Origin of the sequence: Coprococcus sp. RTP21281st1_F1_RTP21281_210402 (assembly GCF_040915325.1) — a bacterium.
Classification (GTDB): domain Bacteria; phylum Bacillota; class Clostridia; order Lachnospirales; family Lachnospiraceae; genus Coprococcus; species Coprococcus aceti.
In genome coordinates this window covers 61,136-82,132 of the sequence record NZ_JBCPDQ010000009.1, presented here as the reverse complement: position 1 = coordinate 82,132, position 20,997 = coordinate 61,136, and the positions used below count along the sequence as shown (strand labels likewise).

Below are 20,997 nucleotides of genomic sequence, written 5' to 3'. Positions count from 1 at the left end.
ATTTTATATATGTTATAGAATCGGGGTTATAAAATGGGATTTGGATTTGGGAAAAAGAAGAAAAATATTTCATCGGACACAACTCCCGCCGCCGCAGATATCAAGACTACTCTTGACGAGGACGGCAATGTGGAGATTGTTTCCAAAAACTTCAAGATGAAGCCGACACAAAAGCTGGCGGAGCAACCATCCAGTGAAGGGGACACTTGGATCTGCTGGGGATGCGGACAGCCTACGGATCAGGATATCTGTCCTGTCTGCGGTAAGAAACGCACAAAGTAACAACACACACAAGGGGCTGTGAAAAAACTCGATTGAGTTTTTTCGCAGCCCTTTTTTACTTTATTGCAATGCGGTCACTGCGCATCGCTTACATTTATTTTCTCTACACTCTGCTAAAATGTGATTCCAAGAGCATTTATTATGAGTCCCCACGCAAGTCCTGCAGCATACAGCACCACTGCTATCCTTATATTCTCCACAGGTCTATGCCTGTTCATCCTAAAGAGCACCACAAGGCCTACTCCTGCACTCACCAGAAGTCCTGACATCATAGCACCCGCGCTGAGTATTCCCTGAAGATACAGCTCGGTTATTATGACTGATGCCGCACAGTTAGGAATAAGACCCACCAACGCTGCTGCCGCCTCTCCAAGCACAGGCACATCATTGAATATGCGGGCTATGGATTCCTCTCCTACAGCCTCTATGATCACATTTATCACAAGTGAGAATATAAATATAAATATCGCAATCTTTGCAGTGTGCACCAGAGCAGATCTGAATATTCCACCCTCGCAGTCGCAGTGTTCCTGTTCGCACACCTCATGGATATTCTTCTCTCCCAAATGTCCGTGGTCGTGACTGTGCTCATGGACATAGTCATGCACATGTCCCTTTCCTTTCTTCTCAGCAGCATCCTTATACACTATATTCTGTGTGTGTATGGAGCTTTCTGCCGCTTTTGCAGTGTCACTGTGCACATGTCCGCCATGGTGTTCGTGTTCATCATGTCCGCCATGTCTGTGGACTGGATCTATCTTCTTTACCTGGACCGGCTTTCTCAGTCTGTCCAGCACAAATCCTACTATATAGCCTGTTATTACGGCTATGACCGCCTTTGTCGCAAGGATCTTCACTATTGTCCCCGCGCTTATCGCGTCATTTGACAGCATGATCGGCAGCATCTCGTCCGAGGTTGACATGAACACGGCTATGAGCACGCCCGCCCCTATCACGCCTCCGCTGTACAGGTTGGATGCCATAAGTGAAAATCCGCACTGTGGCACTATTCCCAGCACTCCGCCAATCAATGGCCCAAGCTTCTCTGCCTTTCCAAGCACATGTGCCTGTCGGCCTGCAGTTTTTCTCTCAAGCCACTCCATGACCACATAGGTGATGAGCAGAAACGGGATGAGCTTCACCGTATCAAACAGTGCATCCTTAAATGAATCTATAAGCAATTCCTTCATATTATAAAACACTCCTTCTCAGATCAGCACTCGTAGATATTGTACCCACAATTGTCCTGACTGAATCCAAAATACTCCTCGTTGGTCATATCCATGAAATAGCTGCATATCACCCTGCATATTCCGTTATGGCAGACAAACAGTACCGACGAATCCGGATAGGTCTCGCGGGTTTCAATTATCAGATCGTACGTTCTCCTGGCGATATCCATCATGGATTCTCCACCAGGATATCTGTATGCGAACATTCTTTTATTGTTCAGGAAATCCCTGTCGTCCCTCTGGACACCCTCATACACACCGTAATCCTGTTCTATAAGCCTTTCATCCGTAAGTACCGGCAAATGCTTTCTCTCCGCCACCGCTCGTGCTGTCTCCTGTGCCCTGGAGAGCGGCGATGCTATTATCACGTCAATAGAGCAGCTATCCAATCTCTCTGCAAGGAGCTGTGCCTGCTGAAGTCCTTTATCTGTAAGAGGGGAATCTGTCCTGCCACAGACCTTATTAAGTCTGTTCCATTCCGTCTCTCCGTGTCTTGCAACATATAACTTCATATGTTTTCTCCTTCCAGTCATATTGAATATCTGCTCTTTCTCCCAACTGTGTATTAACTACAAAAATCTCATGTCTTTATAATATTAAGCATTTTTGCAAATTAATCAACTGTTTTCGGCTATTAAAGCGTCTGTAATTATCTTCTATATGCTCATGCTGTCTGAGCTCGAACTATTGTCTTTGTTCTGTGAACTGCCATTTGCGCTGTCATTCTGCCCATTATCTGAATCACCATCCGGTCTCTGCATATTTCCATCATCTGAATTGCCACCTGGTCTCTGCATATTTCCATCATCTGAGTTGCCGCCCGGTCTCTGCATTCCGCCATTATCTAAATTGCCGCCCGGTCTCTGCATTCCGCCTGAGCCCTCGCTGTATGTAATATCATCCAGTGTAAATGTACTGTTCTGGTCACCGACAGTCAAAGTGTAGTTATCACCCTGTTTCATGTCTGATGTGCTGATAACAACCGAGTTAAATTTCTTATCCACCTTATAGCTGAGCACCTCCTTGCCATCTGAATCAGTAAGTGTGATCGTTTCGCCGGCGTCAACCCACTCATCAAAGTTAACAAGAGCCGAGCACTGTGTGGACTCATCTCCAAATCCCTGAGCCATACCGGAACCACCCACAGCTACGATCTCGCCGCCTGTTATCGCAGCACAGATTCCGTAGTCCATCGCGCCATTGCCATTGTCAGAAGGACCAAGTACATACACGCTGCCTCCTGTAATTCCAATGTAGCCATTGGAATCTATTCCATCACCGTTGGCATTTATATTTATCGTTCCTCCTGTTATAAGAATATATGCATCATTGTCGGCATCCATGTCCACTCCGCCCATACCTGGGCCGCCTCCAAAACCATCATGGTTGTCTCCCGAGCCTGAGCTGCCTCCAGCTGCATTGAAGCCGTCATCACTGGATATCACATCTATATCACCGCCAGTCACAAGGATCTTATCCCCCTCTACCCCCTCACAACTCTTAGATACATCTATATCTCCACCAGTTATTATCAGAAGTCCCTCCGCATGGATCGCGTCATCGCCAACCGATATGTTGATATCTCCGCCTTCTATATATACATATCCATCCTGCTGGTCGTCATTTCCCGCATGTATACCATCCTCATCACAACTCAGGTTAAATGTTCCATCCGCAATTCTCACGCTATCCTTGCCGTTCAGGCAGTGATCCTGACTGTATATGGTATAAGTACCGCCTGTAACCACCAGGTCATCCTTGGACACGATTCCATGTCCCATGTTATCCTTGACCGTCAGGCTTCCAGTGCCATCAAGTGTGAGATCACATTTGGCAAATATCACAGCGTCCACATTATTGTCATCCGTCTGGACGTAGTCTCCGGATACCGTAAGACTGTTCCCTGCCCCTTCCGCCAACGTAACAAACACCTTGTCAGCGTTCTTTGCATATATAGCCGCATAGTCCGCAGCCATGATCGATACTCCGTCAAGTACAAGTTGAACCTTATCATCATCGCCCGCATCCACCACGATGGTGCCGTCTGTGAGTGTCCCTGACAGAACGTATACACCTGCCGCTTTGATAGTCACCACTCCATCCTCGATTTGAACATTTGAACTATTACATGCGGCTGTCTTTCCCGATAATGTTATCTTTACAGCCTCGCTCTCATCATAGGTTCCCGCCAGATCCCGCTTCGTGAACATATCTGTTATATCTATAGCCGCATCGCTCATGGCTTCATCTATAGCCGCCTGCATTTCCTCCACAGTCATCTCTGTCTTTACACTGGTATTCTCTGCATCCGCACTGCCATTTGGGCTTTCTTTATCAGCGTCAGTCTCTGTGCTCACATCACTTGTCACCTCAGTATCTGAAGTCGAGCTTGTGCTCTGGCTGGTTGAACATCCGGCAAGCATTGCCATGCACATGGCCGCTGTCAACCCTATAGCCAGACATTTGCGGATTCCCGCTATATGTCTCATATATTTATTCTTCCTCGTACGATCATCTCCTTACTAAGTATCTGCCTTATCAACTGACTTCTACAATGTCATGTCCCCCGAATCCACCTGTGCCAGCATGATCTCAAGGTTGCCATTTCTCACTCTGAGGTTATCTATCATATCCTTCTGATTTGTGTGCTTCTTAAGCTTCACCACATATGTAAGCTTGAACAGGCTTCCCATGTTGGTCGTCTTCACATTTATCAGTCTGTAACTGTCTGTACAGTCGGCAAGTATCTCATCAAATGCCTCTGTATAGTCGAGATTTTCAGGCACGGTGATCTTCAGGGCTCTCTCTTCATCCCTTCCGCCGCCAAATCCAGTAAGGTTGCAAATGAACATCGCTCCGCCTAGTATGGCGGCAAATAATACTGCATATCCTATAAATCCCATTCCGGTCACAAGTCCAGCTCCCATCGCAAGGAATATGGCGCATATCTCCTTTGCCGAACCTGGAACCGATCTGAACCTTACAAGGCTGAATGCACCTGCCACAGCAACACCCGCGCCAACATTGCCATTTACCATCATGATCACCACGCACACAACCGCAGGTATAAGTGCCAATGTCACCAGAAAACTCTGGGTGTATTTACTTCTGAATGCGTAAACCAACGCAAGGAATACTCCTATTATAAGGGATACCGCTATGCAGATCAGAAACTCCTGCACTGATATCGTTGTCGCCGTTCCAAATATACTGTCAAATAATCCTGTCATCTTCTATCTCCTCCTGTCTATGTTTGCCACTTTATCATTTACATAATTCGTCTTTTTTAGTTTCTGGCTTTAAATGTATATGATCCACTTATGTCAGCCTACCATCTGTTTATACGCCTCTCCATACTTTGAAAATGACGTCTTGTATGCTCCATACTTTGTGAGCAGATGTGACAGCCACAGCGGGAACCCGCCTGACATCTTGATCTCCATCAACACCTTATATTCTGGTATGACCTTGTGCCCATATGGTTCTTTCTGAAGTGTCAGATCGTCATTCTGCCACAGTATATTGTAATCAAACGTGATCCTGAGCTCCGGATCATCTATTCCTTTGTAGGAATCTCTCTCATACGAGAGAACCACCGCAGGCTCCAGATCCTTGTACACCTGCATGAAGTAATCTATCTCCCTTCCTATCTGACAATCCTCGTGCAGCGGCTGGCCGCCCACCAGATAATCCATAGCCTCCTGTTCAGGCACCTCCAGCCTTCTTTTGTACACAACAGATTTGTATTTCTTCTTGAGCTCAATAAAAACCTCTGAATCGTCATCCGGGACTCCATAGCTTCTGAGCCTGAGCTTTTCTTTGTAAACCGGCTTTTCTATGGAGTCTCTGATGAGCCTGTGGGAAGGAGTGTCGAAATATATGTTAATGATCTGGCTATGTGCAAACCTGTCCGGTTGCATATACCTTATCATTTCGCTCATTATCTGCTCGTACTGTTCTCTATCTAACATGTACTTAAGTTCATATCTTTTAAACGTGTTGTCTGCCATAAGCATCATCCTTTCTTTACCTTATTCCCTCTTGATGATGCTATAATAGCCTGTAAAACTTAAACGAACTTTAAATATAAAAAATTGTCTTCGGTGACTCCTGTTGGTGTGTATTCTCTACGTTGTATATCCAATCGGTAGTGTCGGCGACCGAACTTTGACGCTTCTGTGCCGCCGCAGAGAGCTAGGCGCCCTTATCGTGCTTGGCGCGGCGTGCACGATGGAAGCAAAGTCAAAGTGAGGGTAGACATATACAACATAGAGATTACACCAACAGGAGTCACCGAAGACAACTGCAACGCAAAAACGCCCATCTGCGGATCACTCCACAGATGGACGTCTATAGTCTTATATTATAATCTTATGTCTAGTTGATTTGAAGATGTGGCTCTCGTCAAATGCTTATGATTAGCAAACACCCTGAGCAAGCATAGCGTCAACAACCTTCTCGAAGCCGGCGATGTTAGCACCTGCAACATAGTCTGCGTTTCCGCCAACTGTCATGTCGTATCTCTTTGCTGCATCTGAGATGTTAGCGTAGATTGTCTCCATGATTCCCTTGAGCTTGCCGTCAACTTCCTCGAATGTCCATGAAAGTCTCTCGCTGTTCTGGCTCATCTCAAGAGCTGATGTAGCAACACCACCTGCATTTGCAGCCTTACCACCAACGAAGAGAACACCATTCTCCTGAAGGTACTTAGTAGCCTCAAGAGTTGTAGGCATGTTAGCGCCCTCTGTTACTGAGATAACGCCGTTTGCAACAAGCATCTTAGCATCGTCAAGGTTAAGCTCGTTCTGTGTAGCACATGGAAGAGCAAGGTCACACTTGATTGACCATACGCCGTGATCATTTGCATCCTTCTTTACATGGTACTCAGCTGATGGTCTAGCAGCAGCATAAGCATCAAGACGTGCTCTCTTAACTTCCTTAACTTCCTTAAGAAGTGCAACATCGATTCCTTCTGGATCGTAGATCCAACCTGTAGAATCTGAACATGTAACACACTTAGCACCTAACTGATGTGCCTTCTGGATTGCGTAGATTGCAACATTACCAGCACCTGATACTGCACAAGTCTTGCCTGCGATATCAATGTCATGATCCTTTAACAGTGCGTTTGTAAGGTAAAGCAGTCCGTAACCAGTAGCCTCTGTACGAGCAAGTGATCCACCATATGTAAGTCCCTTACCTGTGAGAACTCCCTCGTATGATCCACGGATTCTCTTGAACTGACCGAACATGAAACCGATCTCTCTAGCGCCTGTTCCGATATCTCCAGCTGGAACATCGACATCAGCACCGATATACTTACAAAGCTCTGTCATGAAGCTCTGGCAGAATGCCATGATCTCTCTGTCTGACTTACCCTTAGGGTCGAAGTCTGAACCACCCTTACCGCCACCGATTGGAAGTGTTGTAAGTGAGTTCTTGAAAACCTGCTCGAAACCAAGGAACTTAATGATACCAAGGTTTACTGATGGGTGAAGTCTGAGACCTCCCTTGTATGGTCCAATGGCATTGTTGAACTGTACACGGAAACCTCTGTTGACCTGTACCTGTCCGTTGTCATCTACCCATGGTACTCTGAACATGAGCTGTCTATCTGGCTCTGTGATTCTCTCGAGGATAGCATTCTTTCTGTAAAGCTCCTCATTTGCCTCGATACAAGGTCTGAGTGAATCAAGAACCTCTGTTACTGCCTGTAAGAACTCAGGCTGATCTGCATTCTTCTTCTGTACTATCTCGAGTACTTCATCAACATATGACATAGTAAAAATCCTCCTAAACTGATTATATATCGTGACCTGTTAATTATTTTCTGACCACGCTCCCTATTATAGTATAGGAAATTAAGATTGTAAAGAAAAAACTTGTGAAATCTAAGTATTTTTTTGTTTTTGCTTAATTTTCCCCTGTTTTTATCAATTAAGCTTATTATTTATAAACATTCTTCTTGTTTTGGGGTATTTCCCGCTGAGTTAAACGTCTAAAGTCTTTTCGACACAGTTTTCACTTTTTACTTCTTCTCCTCATCGTGGTGAAGATCATTCTTCCAGTATCTGCATCTGTGCTTTACATTTGTGGAGAATACGATCTGAGTCTTGGTCTTGCCAAATCTCTGAAGTTCACCAACAAAATGATCGAGATCTGCTGTTGTCTTGAAACGTACCTCAATGAGCATTGAGTAATCTCCTGTCACACAGTTGCACTCCACAACATTTAACACGCTGTCTATATATGGATAGAACTCAGCCTTCTGCTCAGGTGAAACCTCCAGATTGATAAATGCCTTGATATAATGACCCATAGCCTCCGGGTTGAGCTTGGTCGTAAATCCCTCAAGCACGCCCTCGGCAAGCATCCTGTCTATTCTTGTTCCAACTGCTGTAGGTGACATGGACACCTCAGCACCTATATCCTTGAGTGATACACGTGCATTGTCCTGAAGCATGGCAAGTATCTTCTCATCCACCTCATCCAGTCTGTAGTATATCAGTTCTTTCTTTTCCATAAGATGTCTTCTCCTTCTCACTTTCTAAGGCAATTACAATATTATCCTACATAACCGCAATTGTCCTTTTCCCTATTCAAGCACCTTATCTCGTGGTGCAACTTGTGTTTCACAATCATATTAGCATATTTACTTAAGATTATAAATGTGTAGTGTCATTATATACCCTGCTCTGCGCAAATTACAACCTGATTTTTATGTATATTTACCGTTATACCCAACCTGGATTTTTACCCATAAGTTTTCGTCATTTTACGATATAATTATCCTCAAGCCAGTGCGCCACCCCATCCTCATCATTTGATGATATAACCGATGTGGCATACCTTTTTAGCTGTTCATCAGCATTTTGCACTGCGTAGCTTTCGTCAGCAAGTTCAAACATATCTATATCATTCCTGCCATCTCCAAAGGCAACCACCCTGTCGCATTCCAGAAGTTCCTGCAACTGTTTTATTGCATTTGCCTTAGATGCTGCAAACGGCATGATCTCCAGCCATTGTTCATCTGTATAAATGTCTTTCTGATATACACAGTGAAATTTATCCTTATACTTATCGTACAACGGTTTTAATTTTTCCGGACTGTCAATGCAGGTTATGTAGAAAATATCTCCCACTTTCAAGTTCTCTGCTGACTTTACGATATTTGTCCTGACATCCCCCTGCCTGCTGAGCAGAAATTTCTTCATACCATCTGTGCACAGCTCCGGAACATACGAAAATTTCTCCTTGCCATCTATCCGCGCATACACTATCGGAAATATCTGATTACCGAACAGATCGTCAAGCACTGATCCTACCGATTCATCAAAGTAATTTGCAGCAAGGACTTCACCGGTAACATTGTCTACGATAAACGCCCCATTGTATACGATCAGTGGAATTTCTGCCCGCAGTCCGCTTGTCACCTTCTTAGCTGTGATAAGGGAGCGCGCCGTGGCATAAGAGAATATCATTCCTCTATCTGTCAGATTATTGATTACACTGTTTGTATACTCGGATGTGGTCTCATTGCTGCGAAGAAGCGTACCGTCCAGATCTGATACATATAAAGTTTTCATGTTGTCACCCACCTATCACAATTTTTCTGCAATACATACTATATTTCTACAACTCACACATTTTCATACAACGTGCATTATTTCTTATAATGCTTTCGTTTTCCCACAATTCACTCGATTTCCTACTACCCACTAGATTTTCAATTTTCTACTACATACTAGTTTCCATAACACTCTATCTTCTGTACAGGATTTCCACATCGCCGTCCACGAATCCAGCGGCAACAGCCTCGTACTTCTTAAGTTTCTCAGCATATTTTCCTTCTGTGAGATACTTTCTGATCATCTCACAGGAAATATCAAGTATCTTCTCCCAGCCTACACCCTGCTGCCATTCGTACAGATCTTCCCCTGTCGTGAACTCCTCGTAACAATTCCAGTCCTCGTCCTCCTCGTCAAAATAAGTTGAACTTATCAACTGGATCGACCAATGCAAGTCCACCTCTTCATATATATTGAAGTTGATCGCCACCCCCGGCAGCGGCATATTCTCATCTAAAATTCTGTCTAACCATTTTGCAAATTCATCATACATAACTAATCCCCCGTATATAAAACAAAGCTGATGTGAAGTATTCTCTATACACATCAGCCTCGTTTTATGACTCTATATAATTATTACTTGTTGTTCTTGATGTACTCATCAATTCCCTTTGCACCAGCTCTACCAGCTTCCATTGCAAGTATAACTGTTGCAGCACCTGTTACGGCATCGCCACCGGCATATACGCCTTCCTTGGTTGTCTGTCCGTTTGCCTCTTCTGCAACGATACACTTCCACTTGTTTGTCTCAAGTCCCTCTGTTGTAGATGAGATAAGTGGGTTTGGTGAAGTTCCAAGTGACATGATTACTGTGTCAACGTCCATTGTGAACTCTGAATCTGGAATCACAACAGGTCTTCTTCTGCCTGATGCGTCTGGCTCACCGAGCTCCATCTTCACACACTTCATACCGCATACCCAGCCGTTCTCATCCTCAAGGATCTCTGTTGGGTTTGTGAGGAGATCAAATATGATTCCCTCTTCCTTAGCATGATGAACCTCCTCAACTCTGGCTGGGAGCTCCTCCTCTGAACGTCTGTATACGATATGCGTCTCAGCGCCAAGTCTGAGTGCTGTTCTTGCTGCATCCATAGCAACATTTCCACCACCGACAACGGCAACCTTCTTACCTCTCATGATAGGTGTATTTGAATTCTCGTCAAATGCCTTCATGAGGTTGCTTCTTGTGAGGTACTCATTTGCTGAGAATACGCCGTTGGCATTCTCGCCTGGGATACCCATGAACTTAGGAAGTCCTGCACCTGATCCGATGAACACTGCGTCAAATCCCTCATCCTCAAGGAGTGAGTCGATTGTGACTGACTTTCCTACTACTACATTTGTCTCTATCTTAACACCAAGTGACTTGATGTTCTCGATCTCCTTGGCAACTACCTTCTCCTTTGGAAGACGGAACTCTGGAATTCCGTATACGAGAACTCCGCCCGGCTGGTGAAGTGCCTCGAATATAGTTACATCGTAACCCATCTTTGCAAGATCTCCGGCTGCTGTCACACCTGAAGGGCCTGATCCGATGACTGCCACCTTGTGACCGTTCATCTCCTTTGCAGGCTCTGGCTTGATTCCGTTCTCACGAGCCCAGTCAGCAACAAATCTCTCAAGCTTACCGATGGATATCGCCTCGCCCTTGATTCCTCTGATACACTTCTGCTCACACTGTGTCTCCTGTGGGCATACACGTCCACATACAGCAGGAAGTGCTGATGACTCGCTGATGATCTTGAACGCCTCAGCGAAGTTGCCCTCCTTGACCTGAGCTATAAATCCAGGGATATTGATAGATACAGGACAGCCATTCATGCATGGGGCATTCTTGCATCCTATACATCTTGAAGCCTCAGCCATAGCCTCCTCTTCATTATATCCGTAACAAACCTCTTCAAAATTCTTTGCACGTACCTGTGGCTCCTGCTCGCGAACCGGCACTCTCTTCCAAACATCTACTTCTATAGCCATTACTTGTCACCTCCACAGTTTCCACATCCGCCATGATGTGTATCGCCCTCTTTTGCTGCAAGGAATGCTCTGCCCTCTACAGTCTTGTAGAGCTGCTGACGCTGCATAGCCTCCTCAAAGTTCACCTTGTGTCCGTCGAACTCTGGTCCGTCTACACATGCGAACTTGACCTCTCCACCTACTGTTACACGGCAGGCACCACACATACCTGTTCCGTCTACCATGATAGGGTTAAGGCTGACAACTGTAGGAATCTCAAGCTCCTTTGTGAGCTTACATACAAACTTCATCATGATCATAGGTCCGATAGCAACACATACATCATACTTGTTGCCAGCGTCTACAAGCTTCTGGATCTCATTGGTAACGACACCCTTGCTTCCATATGAACCGTCATCTGTTGTGATATACAGGTTGCCGGCTACCTTCTTCATCTTATCCTCAAGAATGATGAGTGACTTGTTTCTTCCTCCGACGATGACATCAGCATCGATACCCTGCTCGTGGAGCCACTTTACCTGTGGGTATACAGGCGCTGTTCCAACACCACCTGCAACGAACAGAATCTTCTTTTTCTTGAGTTCTTCTATATCCTCCTTACAGAACTCTGATGGACATCCAAGTGGTCCAACGAAATCCGCAAATGAATCTCCAACCTTCTTATTCTTCATCATCTCTGTAGCAGCTCCAACTACCTGGAATACTATAGTGATGGTTCCGTCCTCTCTTGAGTAATCACAGATAGTGAGAGGGATTCTCTCTCCATCCTCTGAACCTCTGACAATTACAAACTGTCCCGGAAGACATTTATTTGCAACTCGTGGTGCAACCACGTCCATGAGGTATATGGTCTCTGTCAACTGTTCAACCTTAGTAATCTTATACACTCTGTGCTCCGTCCTTTCCGACAGCCAAATCTGACTGTTATGATCATTTTATTCTGTAAATGGGTGCAAATGCCCCCTATTTATACACGTACGTACTTAATTTAGCAAAAAATATCAACAAAATCAAGGTATATGTAAAAATAGCACTGCATTACTGCAACACTGTGTTTTTCATATTTGCACCGCATCTTCCATATTTGGTACAAATTTATCCTTGCAAGTGCCTTATTCGTTCCTTCAGGCACAAAATCCTAAAAATTATCCTCAGGTGCAAAAAATCCCGCCAAAAGAGAAAATTTTCTCTCTGGCAGGGACTATTATATCTCACGTGATACAAAACTGCATCCACTGTTATTCTTTTGTCTCATCACACAATCTTGCTGGCACATTTCAGTGTCAATACATCTTACTAGCTTTTTCTATATCTTACTTTATATTACTGTCTCTTTCTCTTCGCCTTGGCCTTGAGTGCTTCCTCTTTCCTTCGCTCATTCTCCTGAATTATAAGCTTCTTCATTCCCTCCAGCTTTTTCTGGTTCAGCTTTATCTGCTCAAGCTCGCTCTCCGCTACCTGCTGTGCCTCTTTGCTCTGGAAGCTGACAAACTTGTCAAATGCTCCCGGATAGGCAAATGTCTTTTCTACATTATTATAAGAAAATACTATTCTTATATGGCTTCCATCACATTCCATCACACTGCCTTCACCAAACTTCACATGGTTTACTTTTTCATTCTCAAACATTATTACATCCTCCTATCCATATTATTTCCATCTACAATACAAATGAAACAGACGCACTAAAATTGCTATATGATACGCCTGCCTGTTTCGATTCGCAAGGCTTACTCTGATCACCAAATGTTCTTCCTGCTACTAAATATACTGTAACAAAAAAATCGGCACTTTTTCCAGTTAAAAATGCCGACTTTTTTATTTTCGTGAAAATAGTCACTACGAGTCATGGTTTTTGTTCATTATTGTTTTCTCAAACACATGAAACATACAAAAATGTGCTCATATTTTTACCAAGCCATATTGTGCACTTTTAATCTATCTTACATTTGCTTTGAGAAGTTCCGCAACCTCCGTCTCTGTTGCAAGTGAGAGTGCCTTTGCTGCCAACTCATCTGCTTCAGCCTTCGACCACTTGGCTATCGTTCCTCTTGTCGCAAGGACTGAAGTGGCACTGACTGAAAACTCTCCCAGTCCAAATGATATGAGGAGAGGTATGAGCAACGGATCTGCTGCCGCCTCACCGCACATGCCTACCATGATGCCCACTGCATTTGCCGCCTCGATGATATTCTTCATGGAACGGAGGACTGCAGGATTGTAGGATGAGTACAGATAAGCAACCTTAGCGTTGCCTCTGTCAACCGCCATAGTGTACTGCGTCAGGTCATTTGTGCCTATGCTGAAGAAGTCTGCCTCCTTTGCGAGCAGGTCTGCTATGAGACTTGCCGCAGGAGTCTCTATCATTGCACCGACCTGGATATCCTTGTTGTATGCTATATTCTCAGCGTCAAGCTCCGCCATGAGTTCCTTAACAAGAGCCTTCACACTTCTGATCTCATCAACACATGTGACAAGCGGTACCATAATCTTGATATCGCCAAATGCACTCGCACGGAGAAGTGCCCTCAGCTGTACTCTGTATGAATCTTTATTCTGCAGACAATATCTCACTGCTCTGAAACCTAAGAACGGATTGTCCTCTTTCTCAAGTCCAAGGTATGGGATATCCTTGTCACCGCCCACATCAAGGGTTCTGATGATAACCTCTCTGCCCTCCATGTTCTCAGCAGCCGCCTTGTACGCCTGGAACTGCTCTTCCTCAGATGGGAGCTCCGATGCGCCCATGAACAGAAACTCTGTTCTGAAAAGGCCAACGCCCTCTCCGTCACATGCAGCAACCTGCTTTGCATCCTCCGGATTACCAATATTGCCATACAAATGTACCTTTACACCGTCAGCTGTAACTGTATCTTTGCCTCTATATACCTCAAGGAGAGCCTTGTCGCTAAGATATTTCTCTCTCTTTGCCTGATATTCGTCTATCTCTTCCTGTGACGGATCAAGTATGCAGATTCCATCGCATCCGTCAACTACCGCCATCATGCCGTCTGAGACCATATCAACTATTCCATCCACACTGAGCACCGCCGGTATCTCAAGTGCTCTTGCAAGGATAGCCGAGTGTGAAGTCTTACCGCCGACTGCTGTGATGATTCCTGCCACATTTTCTTTAACGATTCCCGCTGTCATGGATGGGGTGAGATCCTCAGCCACAAGGATAGTTCCAGCTGGAACCTCTGATATGTTCACATCAGGTGTACCTGTGAGTATCTTGAGCATTCTCACCTTGATGTCGCCAATATCAGTTGCTCTCTGTCTTGTGAGCTCATCATCTGCCATCTGGAACATTCCGGCAAACATATCACATGTACTCTCAAATGCAGCCTCTGCACAGGTTCCGCTCATAATCGCGCCCTTTGTGATCTCATCCATCCCCGGATCTGTGAGGAGCAGTATGTGTCCCTCAAGTATCTCGGCATTATGCTCTCCGACACTCTCTTTCATAGCCTCTGCCATGGCATGAGTCTTTTCTGTAAATGCCGCAACAGCATCGTCATATCTCTTGATCTCTGCATCTGTATCTGTGATCGTTCTGTTCTCATATTCCGGCTTTGCGTCAGATATGATCACAACCTTTCCAACGCCATAGCCGGCTGAACCCGCGATTCCTTTATTCATAAGAAAACCTCCAATTATTCTCTATACAACAAATGGTACTCCAGCCGAGTACCATCTGCCTGTAAAATGTACCGAAGTCTGATTTCAGATTTCATATATAAATAGCCCGCTTCGACGTCATGGCAATATACCTATACTACATACTATATTACTCGCCGAATCCTGACTCGATGAGCTCAACTGCCTTTGCAAGAGCCTCCTTCTCGTCTGCACCATCACACTCTATTGTAACCTCTGCACCGCACTTGATGCATGCTGCGATGATGAGCATTACGCTCTTGGCATTGATCTTCTTGCCTGCCACATCAAGAGTTACTGCGCATGAGAACTTTGTCATCTCCTTTGCAAACACTCCTGCTGGTCTCATATGAAGTCCCTGTTCATTTACTACTTTTACTGTCTGTGCTACCATAATAATCTTCTCCTTTTCTAATACGGGCCGCAATGATCATTATACGACTGCAAGTGATTGTATATATCACTTGCAGAATTTGTGTTACATAAGCGGCCCTTGTTTTGTTTAATAATATATTGTGACTTGTAATTATCTGCTTTATGGTTCTGTTTCTTATCAACCCTCGGATTTAGCAGAATTTTGTAAAAACATTTGATCTGCATTTTTCTGTTATATGGTATCACAGCCAGATGTTCCCCACACCTTTTTCGTTATTCCATATATCCGACAGATTTTCACAAACCCCAATTGTATAAATTATAACATTCTGTCGTTTTTTGTGCATTACTTTTGTGCATTTTTTACTCCTGCACTTTTCTCTTGATAAGACCGAGCATGATACATGTGATCGCTGATCCAACAAGCCATGAAATGATGTATGGTAACCAGTTGCCTACTGTTGCGAATACGAATATTCCACCGTGAGGTGCCATCAGTGTACATTTGAACGCTGCTGACATTCCACCTGCAACTGCTGCGCCTACGAGTGTACATGGTATTACGTGGAGTGGATCTGCAGCTGCAAATGGTATTGCGCCCTCTGTGATGAATCCACAAGCCATTACGATGTTTGATACTGTTGAGTTTCTCTCTGCCTTTGTGAACTTCTTAGGGAAGAAGATACATGCAAGGGCAATTCCAAGTGGAGGTACCATACCACCTACCATAACTGATGCCATTGAGATATAGCATGCCTGAACTGCTGGATCTGAGAGCTGTGCGCCGCCTGCGACAAGCTCTGACGCTGTTGCGAGAACCATTGTTCCGTATACATAAGCTGCCTTGTTTATAGGGCCGCCCATGTCTATCGCCATCATACCGCCGAGGATAATTCCAAGTGGGATGAGAAGATTTTTATTTGCAAGGGCTGTCAGCATATCTGAAAGTCCTGTATTGATCAATCCAATAATTGGATTGAGTATAAATATCATAAGTACTGCAACTATAAACATACCAACAAGTGGATATATAAGTGTTGGCTTAATTCCCTCCAGTGACTTAGGGAATTTTGAGCAGATCTTTCTAAGAAGAAGAACTACATATCCTGCAAGGAAACCTGCTGCGATACCGCCGAGGAAACCTGATACTGTATTTCCGCCGCCTTCTGCGACGAATCCAAACTTTGATATAAATGACTGGAAGCCGCCAAGGTTATCTCCTGCCCATACATAACCGGACAAGGCTGCATTTCCGGAAGATGCCAGGATACCGCCGAGGAAACCAACCGCAAGTCCAGGTCTGTCTGCTATGGACTCTGCTATAAATCCTGCAAGCACCGGAACCATCACGCCCATCGCCAGGCCACCGGCATACTTGAAGAATGCTGAGAGCGGGGTCATGGAACCGAAGTTGGATCCACCTGTTGCACCAAATCCGCAAAGTGTATCTATAAGGAATGCAAGAGCTGTGAGGATACCACCGCCGATTACGAATGGGAGCATGTGTGATACTCCGTTCATAAGATGCTTGTATATTCTGCTTCCCACACTGCCATTTGCACTGCTTGACTCTTTTCTGCCGCCCTCCTCGTGGTGAACAGGAACCTGACCATCCACGATCTTCTGTATGAGCTCCTCAGGCTTGTGTATTCCGTCTGCCACTCTTGTGAAAAGAACCGGCTTTCCATCAAATCTTGCTGTTTCAACACTCTTGTCAGCTGCAACTATGATACCATCACAGTTTGCGATCTCTTCATCAGTAAGTATATTTTTTGCTCCGCCTGAGCCATTTGTCTCAGCCTTTAATGCATATCCCATCTTGGCGCCGGCCTTCTCAAGTGCCTCGGCTGCCATATATGTGTGAGCTATCCCTGTAGGACACGCTGTAACGGCAAGCACTCTAAAGCCTTTCTTCTCAGGAGCCTTCTCAACTGCCTTTTCCTCAGGCTTCTCTGCTGTCTCCTCTGGGAACTTTGCGTTCTCATATTTGTCAACGACTGCAAGGAATTCATCCTTGTCTGCTGCCTTCAGAAGCTCTGCTCTGAAGTCCTCATCCATGAGGAGCATAGACAGTCTTGAAAGTACCTCAAGATGTACATCTGATCCGCTCTCTGGTGCTGCGATCATGAAGAACAGGTTTGATGGCTGTCCGTCAAGTGAGTCGTAATCAACTCCATCTGGAACTGTCATAGCTGCAAGTCCAGGTCTCTTGACTGCCTTGTTCTTGGAGTGAGGGATCGCTATTCCTTCTCCTATAGCTGTTGAGCCCTCTTCCTCTCTCTTAAGTATTCCTTCTTTGTATGTTTTCTTGTCTGAGATGTTGCCTGCTGCATCGTGCAGGTTTACAAGGTAGTCGATCGCTGCATCCTTTGAATCTACCTTTACACCCAGAGCAATGCTTTCCTTTGATAAAAGCTCTGTGATTCTCATAAGCGTAACCTCCTCTTAAATAATCAGCCGCATCCACATATGCTGCTGTGCGATATCTGAATCTCCTAAGTATTCCCTCTCACGACGGAACACGTACGTTTTACTATAACTGCTTGTAGAGTTCTTCTACTTTGTCCGCTGTGGCAAGGCCTTCTGAAAATGCTGTGGCACTTCCGGTTGCTGTTCCTCTCTTCAGCGCTTCCATGTAATCGTGATCCTTCAGGTAGCTTGCTGTAAAACCTGCCACCATAGAATCACCTGCCCCTACTGAGTTCACAACTGTTCCCTTTGGAACTCCGATCTTGTGAACCTCTCCTGTCTCTGTGATAAGTATTGCTCCATCCCCTGCCATGGATATGAGTACATTTCGTGCACCCATGACCTGAAGCTTCTTCGCATACTCAACGATCTCGTCGTCGCTCTTTAAGACTACTCCGAACATCTCGCCAAGCTCATGGTTATTCGGCTTGATGAGGAATGGATGGAACTTCAATACATTGAGCAGAAGATCCTTTGTCGCATCCACCACGATGTCGATGTTCCTGTTCATAAGCTTCTCCATGATCTGCTCGTATATGTCAGATGGAAGTGAAGCAGGGATGGTTCCCGCAAGTATCAGGCAATCTCCCGACTGGAGCTTGTCCAGCTTGTCAAACATCTGCTGAAGCTCATCTTTCTTAATGTCGGGCCCCTGTCCGTTGATCTCCGTCTCCTGTTCTGCCTTGATCTTGACATTTATCCTGCTGAGACCATTCTTCAGCTGGATAAAATCTGTCTTAACTCCCATGGCCTTGACTCCGTCCTCAATCTCCTTACCGGTAAATCCGGCAACAAAACCGAGAGCTACGGAATCAACTCCTATGTTCTTAAGTACGGTGGAGACATTGATACCTTTGCCGCCATAGAATATAGCTTCTGACTTACTTCTGTTCACCATTCCAAGCTCAAGGCTGTCCATCTTGACAACATAATCGAGCGCCGGATTGAATGTCACCGTATAAATCATTATCTGAGTACCTCCTTTACAACTGTGGCGTCTATGTACTTATCATTTACAAGTCTGTCCGTGATAATACAGGCTTTTTCGATTGCTGCAAATGTCACTGCCGTCACCTTGTCGAACTTGCTGCTGTCAGCAAGGACTATGCTCGCATAAGATCTGTTCACCGCTTCCATCTTCACCATAGCTTCTTCCACATCAACCGTTGTGAATCCGTAATCCATATGGATTCCATTCGTTCCAAGAAAGCACTTTGTGAAATTGAACTTTTTCATGGAATTGACTGCCTCGGCTCCGATGATCGCCTCTGTGATCGGCTTTACAAGTCCGCCTATCATATACGTTCTGAGGTTCTTCTTGAGAAGCCGCTTGGCATGTGCTATTCCATTGGTGACAAATGTGGCATTTGTTTCGCCGATATAGTCGATCATGAGCTCCGTGCTGGTTCCTGCATCTATAAATATGAAATCTTCATCATTGATCATCGTTGCCGCATATTTTGCAATGGCACTTTTCTCTTCGACGTTGAGCTGTGCCTTGGCTGAAACCGGTGCCTCATTGGTGATATATTCATGCTCGATCGCCTTGGCACCACCATGGAATCTCTTGATCTTACCCATATCGTCCAGAGCTATCAAATCTCTTCTTATAGTAGATTCTGACGCTCCCGTGATCTCCGTGAACTCTGCAACTGTCATAGACTTTCTCTCTTTCAGTGCATCTAAAATCGCTGTGTATCTATCCTCGGTCATCATAATAATTGCCTCCTGTCTTTTAAGTATGTCTCCTGTATATGTGTTTTTCGTGTTTGTGTATTTTCTTTTTTCGTGGCTTTTCAGAATGCATATATCTGCATCCGGTGCTTTTAACTTTTCTTTAGGATAACATATTTTTTGACTGTTTTCAATTATTTGTGATTGTTTCAAGGTGGTTTTCACTTGATTTCAGTCACTTTCAATCAATCTATATGCATAATATCATCGTAAATGAAGATTGTCAATCATTATTCTGCATATTTTTGAAGATTTCTGAATTATTTTGATTGTTTTTGACTATTTGCAGGTTTGGTACTCGTTTTGCAGCTTCCAACACACAAAAATAAGACACAGACCAAATCTGATCCGTGCCTTACTCTGCGTTATCAATCTATGATTATTCTGCCACATCCGCAGGATTGACATGCACCATCACATGCTTTACCTTTGGAAAATTCTTCTCTATTCCCTCATGGACCTCTTCCGCTATCTCATGCGCATGTCTTAATGTATATGAACCGTTTACACCTATCTCCACATCTACATATATTTTGTTGCCAAATATCCTTGTGTGAAGAAGATCAACACTGAGAACTTCTTTCTGGGCGAGCACAAAATCCCTCATCTCTTTCTCTGTCTCTTCATCGCATGAGTGATCCACCATCTTATCCATGGCATCCTTGAAGATATCGTATGCCGCCTTAGCTATGAATACAAAGATAACAATACTTGCAATGGAATCCATAACCGGGAATCCCATCATCGCACCACCGATACCGACAAGCGCGCCGACCGATGACAGCGCATCTGATCGGTGATGCCATGCATCTGCCATAAGTGCGCTTGAATCTATCTTCTTCGCATAGTGTCTTGTGTACCAGTACATTATCTCCTTTGTGACAATGGATACAACAGCCGCCACCAGTGCCAGCATCCCCGGTTTCTGCAGGCTTTGGTAATTGCCACCGATTATGTCCTTAACCGCCTGCGAGCCGATCTTGATACCGGTATACAGCAGCACTATAGACAACACGATCGCTGCCACACACTCAAGCCTCTCATGGCCGTAAGGATGCTCCTTGTCGGATTCCTTCGACGCTAGTTTTACTCCAATTATCACTATTATGGTGCTGAACACGTCTGATGCTGAATGTACCGCATCACTTATCATTGCATTTGAATGTGCAAATATTCCCGCAAATAATTTGAATACTGACAACAGTACGTTCTGTACTATCGTTATAAACGATACTTTATTTGCAACCTTTTTAAACTCATCCTCTGATACGGCAGATGCCGCCATCGTGTTTATTTTGTTTGCGCTTTCCATATAATCAGCCATCCTTTCCTAATGAACACCAGTCTATTGATAATCACCTTAATCAAAAGACCGATGCTGTGCGATCAATAAATTTCAGAAAGCTCTTATCACTAAATATATGTGGGAGATTTTATAGAATGTCTAAAAGAGTATAAAAAAACACCCACGACTCAGTATTAGTAACTACTGTCCCGTGGATGTAAAGATTCCACTGCCATGATGGCCCGACTCCTTGGCTTACACCAATGGTCTGCTCAGTTTGTACTGTAGATTTATATGCAGTGCAAAGAGTTAATTTAGGTTACCATCTATGGCAGTCTATGTCAATATTTATTTT

General features: G+C 44.6%; 19 protein-coding genes and 1 riboswitch. Of the genes, 1 reads left to right on the top strand and 18 read right to left on the bottom strand.

All coding sequences use genetic code 11. From position 1 onward, the window contains the following. Positions 1-33 precede the first annotated feature (33 nt). Positions 34-282 carry a hypothetical protein gene (locus AB5150_RS12595; RefSeq protein ID WP_015533997.1) on the top strand — a complete coding sequence of 83 codons (249 nt, stop codon included), beginning with the start codon at positions 34-36 and terminating at the stop codon, positions 280-282. A 113-nt stretch (positions 283-395) separates the two neighbouring features. Here the strand turns inward: AB5150_RS12595 and AB5150_RS12590 are convergent, their stop codons facing one another. The 18 genes from AB5150_RS12590 to AB5150_RS12505 form a co-directional block, all read right to left on the bottom strand. Continuing rightward, positions 396-1,472, bottom strand: a complete 1,077-nt coding sequence (locus AB5150_RS12590) for a putative manganese transporter (protein ID WP_055273844.1) — start codon at positions 1,470-1,472, stop codon at positions 396-398. A 23-nt stretch (positions 1,473-1,495) separates the two neighbouring features. Next, positions 1,496-2,026: a histidine phosphatase family protein gene (locus AB5150_RS12585; RefSeq protein WP_022216900.1), complete on the bottom strand. Its 531-nt coding sequence runs from the start codon at positions 2,024-2,026 to the stop codon at positions 1,496-1,498. Between the two features lie 144 nt (positions 2,027-2,170). Further along, positions 2,171-4,003: a carbohydrate-binding domain-containing protein gene (locus AB5150_RS12580; RefSeq protein ID WP_368291966.1), complete on the bottom strand. Its 1,833-nt coding sequence runs from the start codon at positions 4,001-4,003 to the stop codon at positions 2,171-2,173. Between the two features lie 60 nt (positions 4,004-4,063). After that, positions 4,064-4,744 (bottom strand): DUF4956 domain-containing protein, encoded by a 681-nt coding sequence (locus AB5150_RS12575; protein WP_368291965.1) that lies wholly within the window; start codon positions 4,742-4,744, stop codon positions 4,064-4,066. Positions 4,745-4,837: 93 nt separating this feature from the next. Continuing rightward, positions 4,838-5,524, bottom strand: coding sequence for a polyphosphate polymerase domain-containing protein (locus AB5150_RS12570; protein WP_368291964.1), 687 nt, complete (start codon positions 5,522-5,524; stop codon positions 4,838-4,840). Between the two features lie 408 nt (positions 5,525-5,932). Then, positions 5,933-7,294: an NADP-specific glutamate dehydrogenase gene (gdhA, locus tag AB5150_RS12565; RefSeq protein WP_022216903.1), complete on the bottom strand. Its 1,362-nt coding sequence runs from the start codon at positions 7,292-7,294 to the stop codon at positions 5,933-5,935. A gap of 248 nt (positions 7,295-7,542) precedes the next feature. After that, complete coding sequence (locus AB5150_RS12560) at positions 7,543-8,037, bottom strand: Lrp/AsnC family transcriptional regulator (RefSeq protein ID WP_015534003.1); 495 nt, start codon at positions 8,035-8,037, stop codon at positions 7,543-7,545. Between the two features lie 247 nt (positions 8,038-8,284). Further along, entirely contained in the window at positions 8,285-9,100 is an 816-nt protein-coding gene (locus tag AB5150_RS12555) for an HAD family hydrolase (protein ID WP_349818839.1), read from the bottom strand. A gap of 175 nt (positions 9,101-9,275) precedes the next feature. Then, complete coding sequence (locus tag AB5150_RS12550) at positions 9,276-9,635, bottom strand: hypothetical protein (RefSeq protein ID WP_004851321.1); 360 nt, start codon at positions 9,633-9,635, stop codon at positions 9,276-9,278. Positions 9,636-9,718: 83 nt separating this feature from the next. Then, on the bottom strand, positions 9,719-11,119 hold the full coding sequence (gene gltA, locus AB5150_RS12545) for an NADPH-dependent glutamate synthase (RefSeq protein WP_022216905.1): 1,401 nt from the start codon (positions 11,117-11,119) through the stop codon (positions 9,719-9,721). Beyond that, on the bottom strand, positions 11,119-12,006 hold the full coding sequence (locus AB5150_RS12540) for a sulfide/dihydroorotate dehydrogenase-like FAD/NAD-binding protein (protein WP_055147166.1): 888 nt from the start codon (positions 12,004-12,006) through the stop codon (positions 11,119-11,121). The genes gltA and AB5150_RS12540 overlap by 1 nt, the downstream gene beginning before the upstream one ends. Before the next feature lie 436 nt (positions 12,007-12,442). Beyond that, positions 12,443-12,748, bottom strand: coding sequence for a hypothetical protein (locus AB5150_RS12535; RefSeq protein ID WP_015534006.1), 306 nt, complete (start codon positions 12,746-12,748; stop codon positions 12,443-12,445). 309 nt (positions 12,749-13,057) lie between these two features. After that, complete coding sequence (gene ptsP / locus AB5150_RS12530) at positions 13,058-14,761, bottom strand: phosphoenolpyruvate--protein phosphotransferase (RefSeq protein ID WP_368291963.1); 1,704 nt, start codon at positions 14,759-14,761, stop codon at positions 13,058-13,060. A gap of 148 nt (positions 14,762-14,909) precedes the next feature. Further along, positions 14,910-15,173 (bottom strand): HPr family phosphocarrier protein, encoded by a 264-nt coding sequence (locus AB5150_RS12525; RefSeq protein ID WP_015534007.1) that lies wholly within the window; start codon positions 15,171-15,173, stop codon positions 14,910-14,912. A gap of 344 nt (positions 15,174-15,517) precedes the next feature. Then, positions 15,518-17,584 (bottom strand): fructose-specific PTS transporter subunit EIIC, encoded by a 2,067-nt coding sequence (locus tag AB5150_RS12520; protein WP_349818840.1) that lies wholly within the window; start codon positions 17,582-17,584, stop codon positions 15,518-15,520. Positions 17,585-17,687: 103 nt separating this feature from the next. Next, positions 17,688-18,590 (bottom strand): 1-phosphofructokinase, encoded by a 903-nt coding sequence (pfkB, locus tag AB5150_RS12515; protein WP_015534009.1) that lies wholly within the window; start codon positions 18,588-18,590, stop codon positions 17,688-17,690. Then, positions 18,590-19,339 carry a DeoR/GlpR family DNA-binding transcription regulator gene (locus tag AB5150_RS12510; RefSeq protein ID WP_015534010.1) on the bottom strand — a complete coding sequence of 250 codons (750 nt, stop codon included), beginning with the start codon at positions 19,337-19,339 and terminating at the stop codon, positions 18,590-18,592. The genes pfkB and AB5150_RS12510 overlap by 1 nt, the downstream gene beginning before the upstream one ends. A gap of 397 nt (positions 19,340-19,736) precedes the next feature. Beyond that, positions 19,737-20,669 (bottom strand): cation diffusion facilitator family transporter, encoded by a 933-nt coding sequence (locus tag AB5150_RS12505; protein WP_015534011.1) that lies wholly within the window; start codon positions 20,667-20,669, stop codon positions 19,737-19,739. A 175-nt stretch (positions 20,670-20,844) separates the two neighbouring features. Further along, a riboswitch (NiCo riboswitch) is annotated at positions 20,845-20,928 on the bottom strand. Positions 20,929-20,997 lie beyond the last annotated feature (69 nt).

Coding starts and splice junctions, on each gene's coding strand:
- AB5150_RS12595 (WP_015533997.1), top strand. CDS start 34: ATGGGATTTGGATTTGGGAAAAAGAAGAAAAATATTTCATCGGACACA.
- AB5150_RS12590 (WP_055273844.1), bottom strand. CDS start 1,472: ATGAAGGAATTGCTTATAGATTCATTTAAGGATGCACTGTTTGATACG.
- AB5150_RS12585 (WP_022216900.1), bottom strand. CDS start 2,026: ATGAAGTTATATGTTGCAAGACACGGAGAGACGGAATGGAACAGACTT.
- AB5150_RS12580 (WP_368291966.1), bottom strand. CDS start 4,003: ATGAGACATATAGCGGGAATCCGCAAATGTCTGGCTATAGGGTTGACA.
- AB5150_RS12575 (WP_368291965.1), bottom strand. CDS start 4,744: ATGACAGGATTATTTGACAGTATATTTGGAACGGCGACAACGATATCA.
- AB5150_RS12570 (WP_368291964.1), bottom strand. CDS start 5,524: ATGGCAGACAACACGTTTAAAAGATATGAACTTAAGTACATGTTAGAT.
- gdhA (WP_022216903.1), bottom strand. CDS start 7,294: ATGTCATATGTTGATGAAGTACTCGAGATAGTACAGAAGAAGAATGCA.
- AB5150_RS12560 (WP_015534003.1), bottom strand. CDS start 8,037: ATGGAAAAGAAAGAACTGATATACTACAGACTGGATGAGGTGGATGAG.
- AB5150_RS12555 (WP_349818839.1), bottom strand. CDS start 9,100: ATGAAAACTTTATATGTATCAGATCTGGACGGTACGCTTCTTCGCAGC.
- AB5150_RS12550 (WP_004851321.1), bottom strand. CDS start 9,635: ATGTATGATGAATTTGCAAAATGGTTAGACAGAATTTTAGATGAGAAT.
- gltA (WP_022216905.1), bottom strand. CDS start 11,119: ATGGCTATAGAAGTAGATGTTTGGAAGAGAGTGCCGGTTCGCGAGCAG.
- AB5150_RS12535 (WP_015534006.1), bottom strand. CDS start 12,748: ATGTTTGAGAATGAAAAAGTAAACCATGTGAAGTTTGGTGAAGGCAGT.
- ptsP (WP_368291963.1), bottom strand. CDS start 14,761: ATGAATAAAGGAATCGCGGGTTCAGCCGGCTATGGCGTTGGAAAGGTT.
- AB5150_RS12525 (WP_015534007.1), bottom strand. CDS start 15,173: ATGGTAGCACAGACAGTAAAAGTAGTAAATGAACAGGGACTTCATATG.
- AB5150_RS12520 (WP_349818840.1), bottom strand. CDS start 17,584: ATGAGAATCACAGAGCTTTTATCAAAGGAAAGCATTGCTCTGGGTGTA.
- pfkB (WP_015534009.1), bottom strand. CDS start 18,590: ATGATTTATACGGTGACATTCAATCCGGCGCTCGATTATGTTGTCAAG.
- AB5150_RS12510 (WP_015534010.1), bottom strand. CDS start 19,339: ATGATGACCGAGGATAGATACACAGCGATTTTAGATGCACTGAAAGAG.
- AB5150_RS12505 (WP_015534011.1), bottom strand. CDS start 20,669: ATGGAAAGCGCAAACAAAATAAACACGATGGCGGCATCTGCCGTATCA.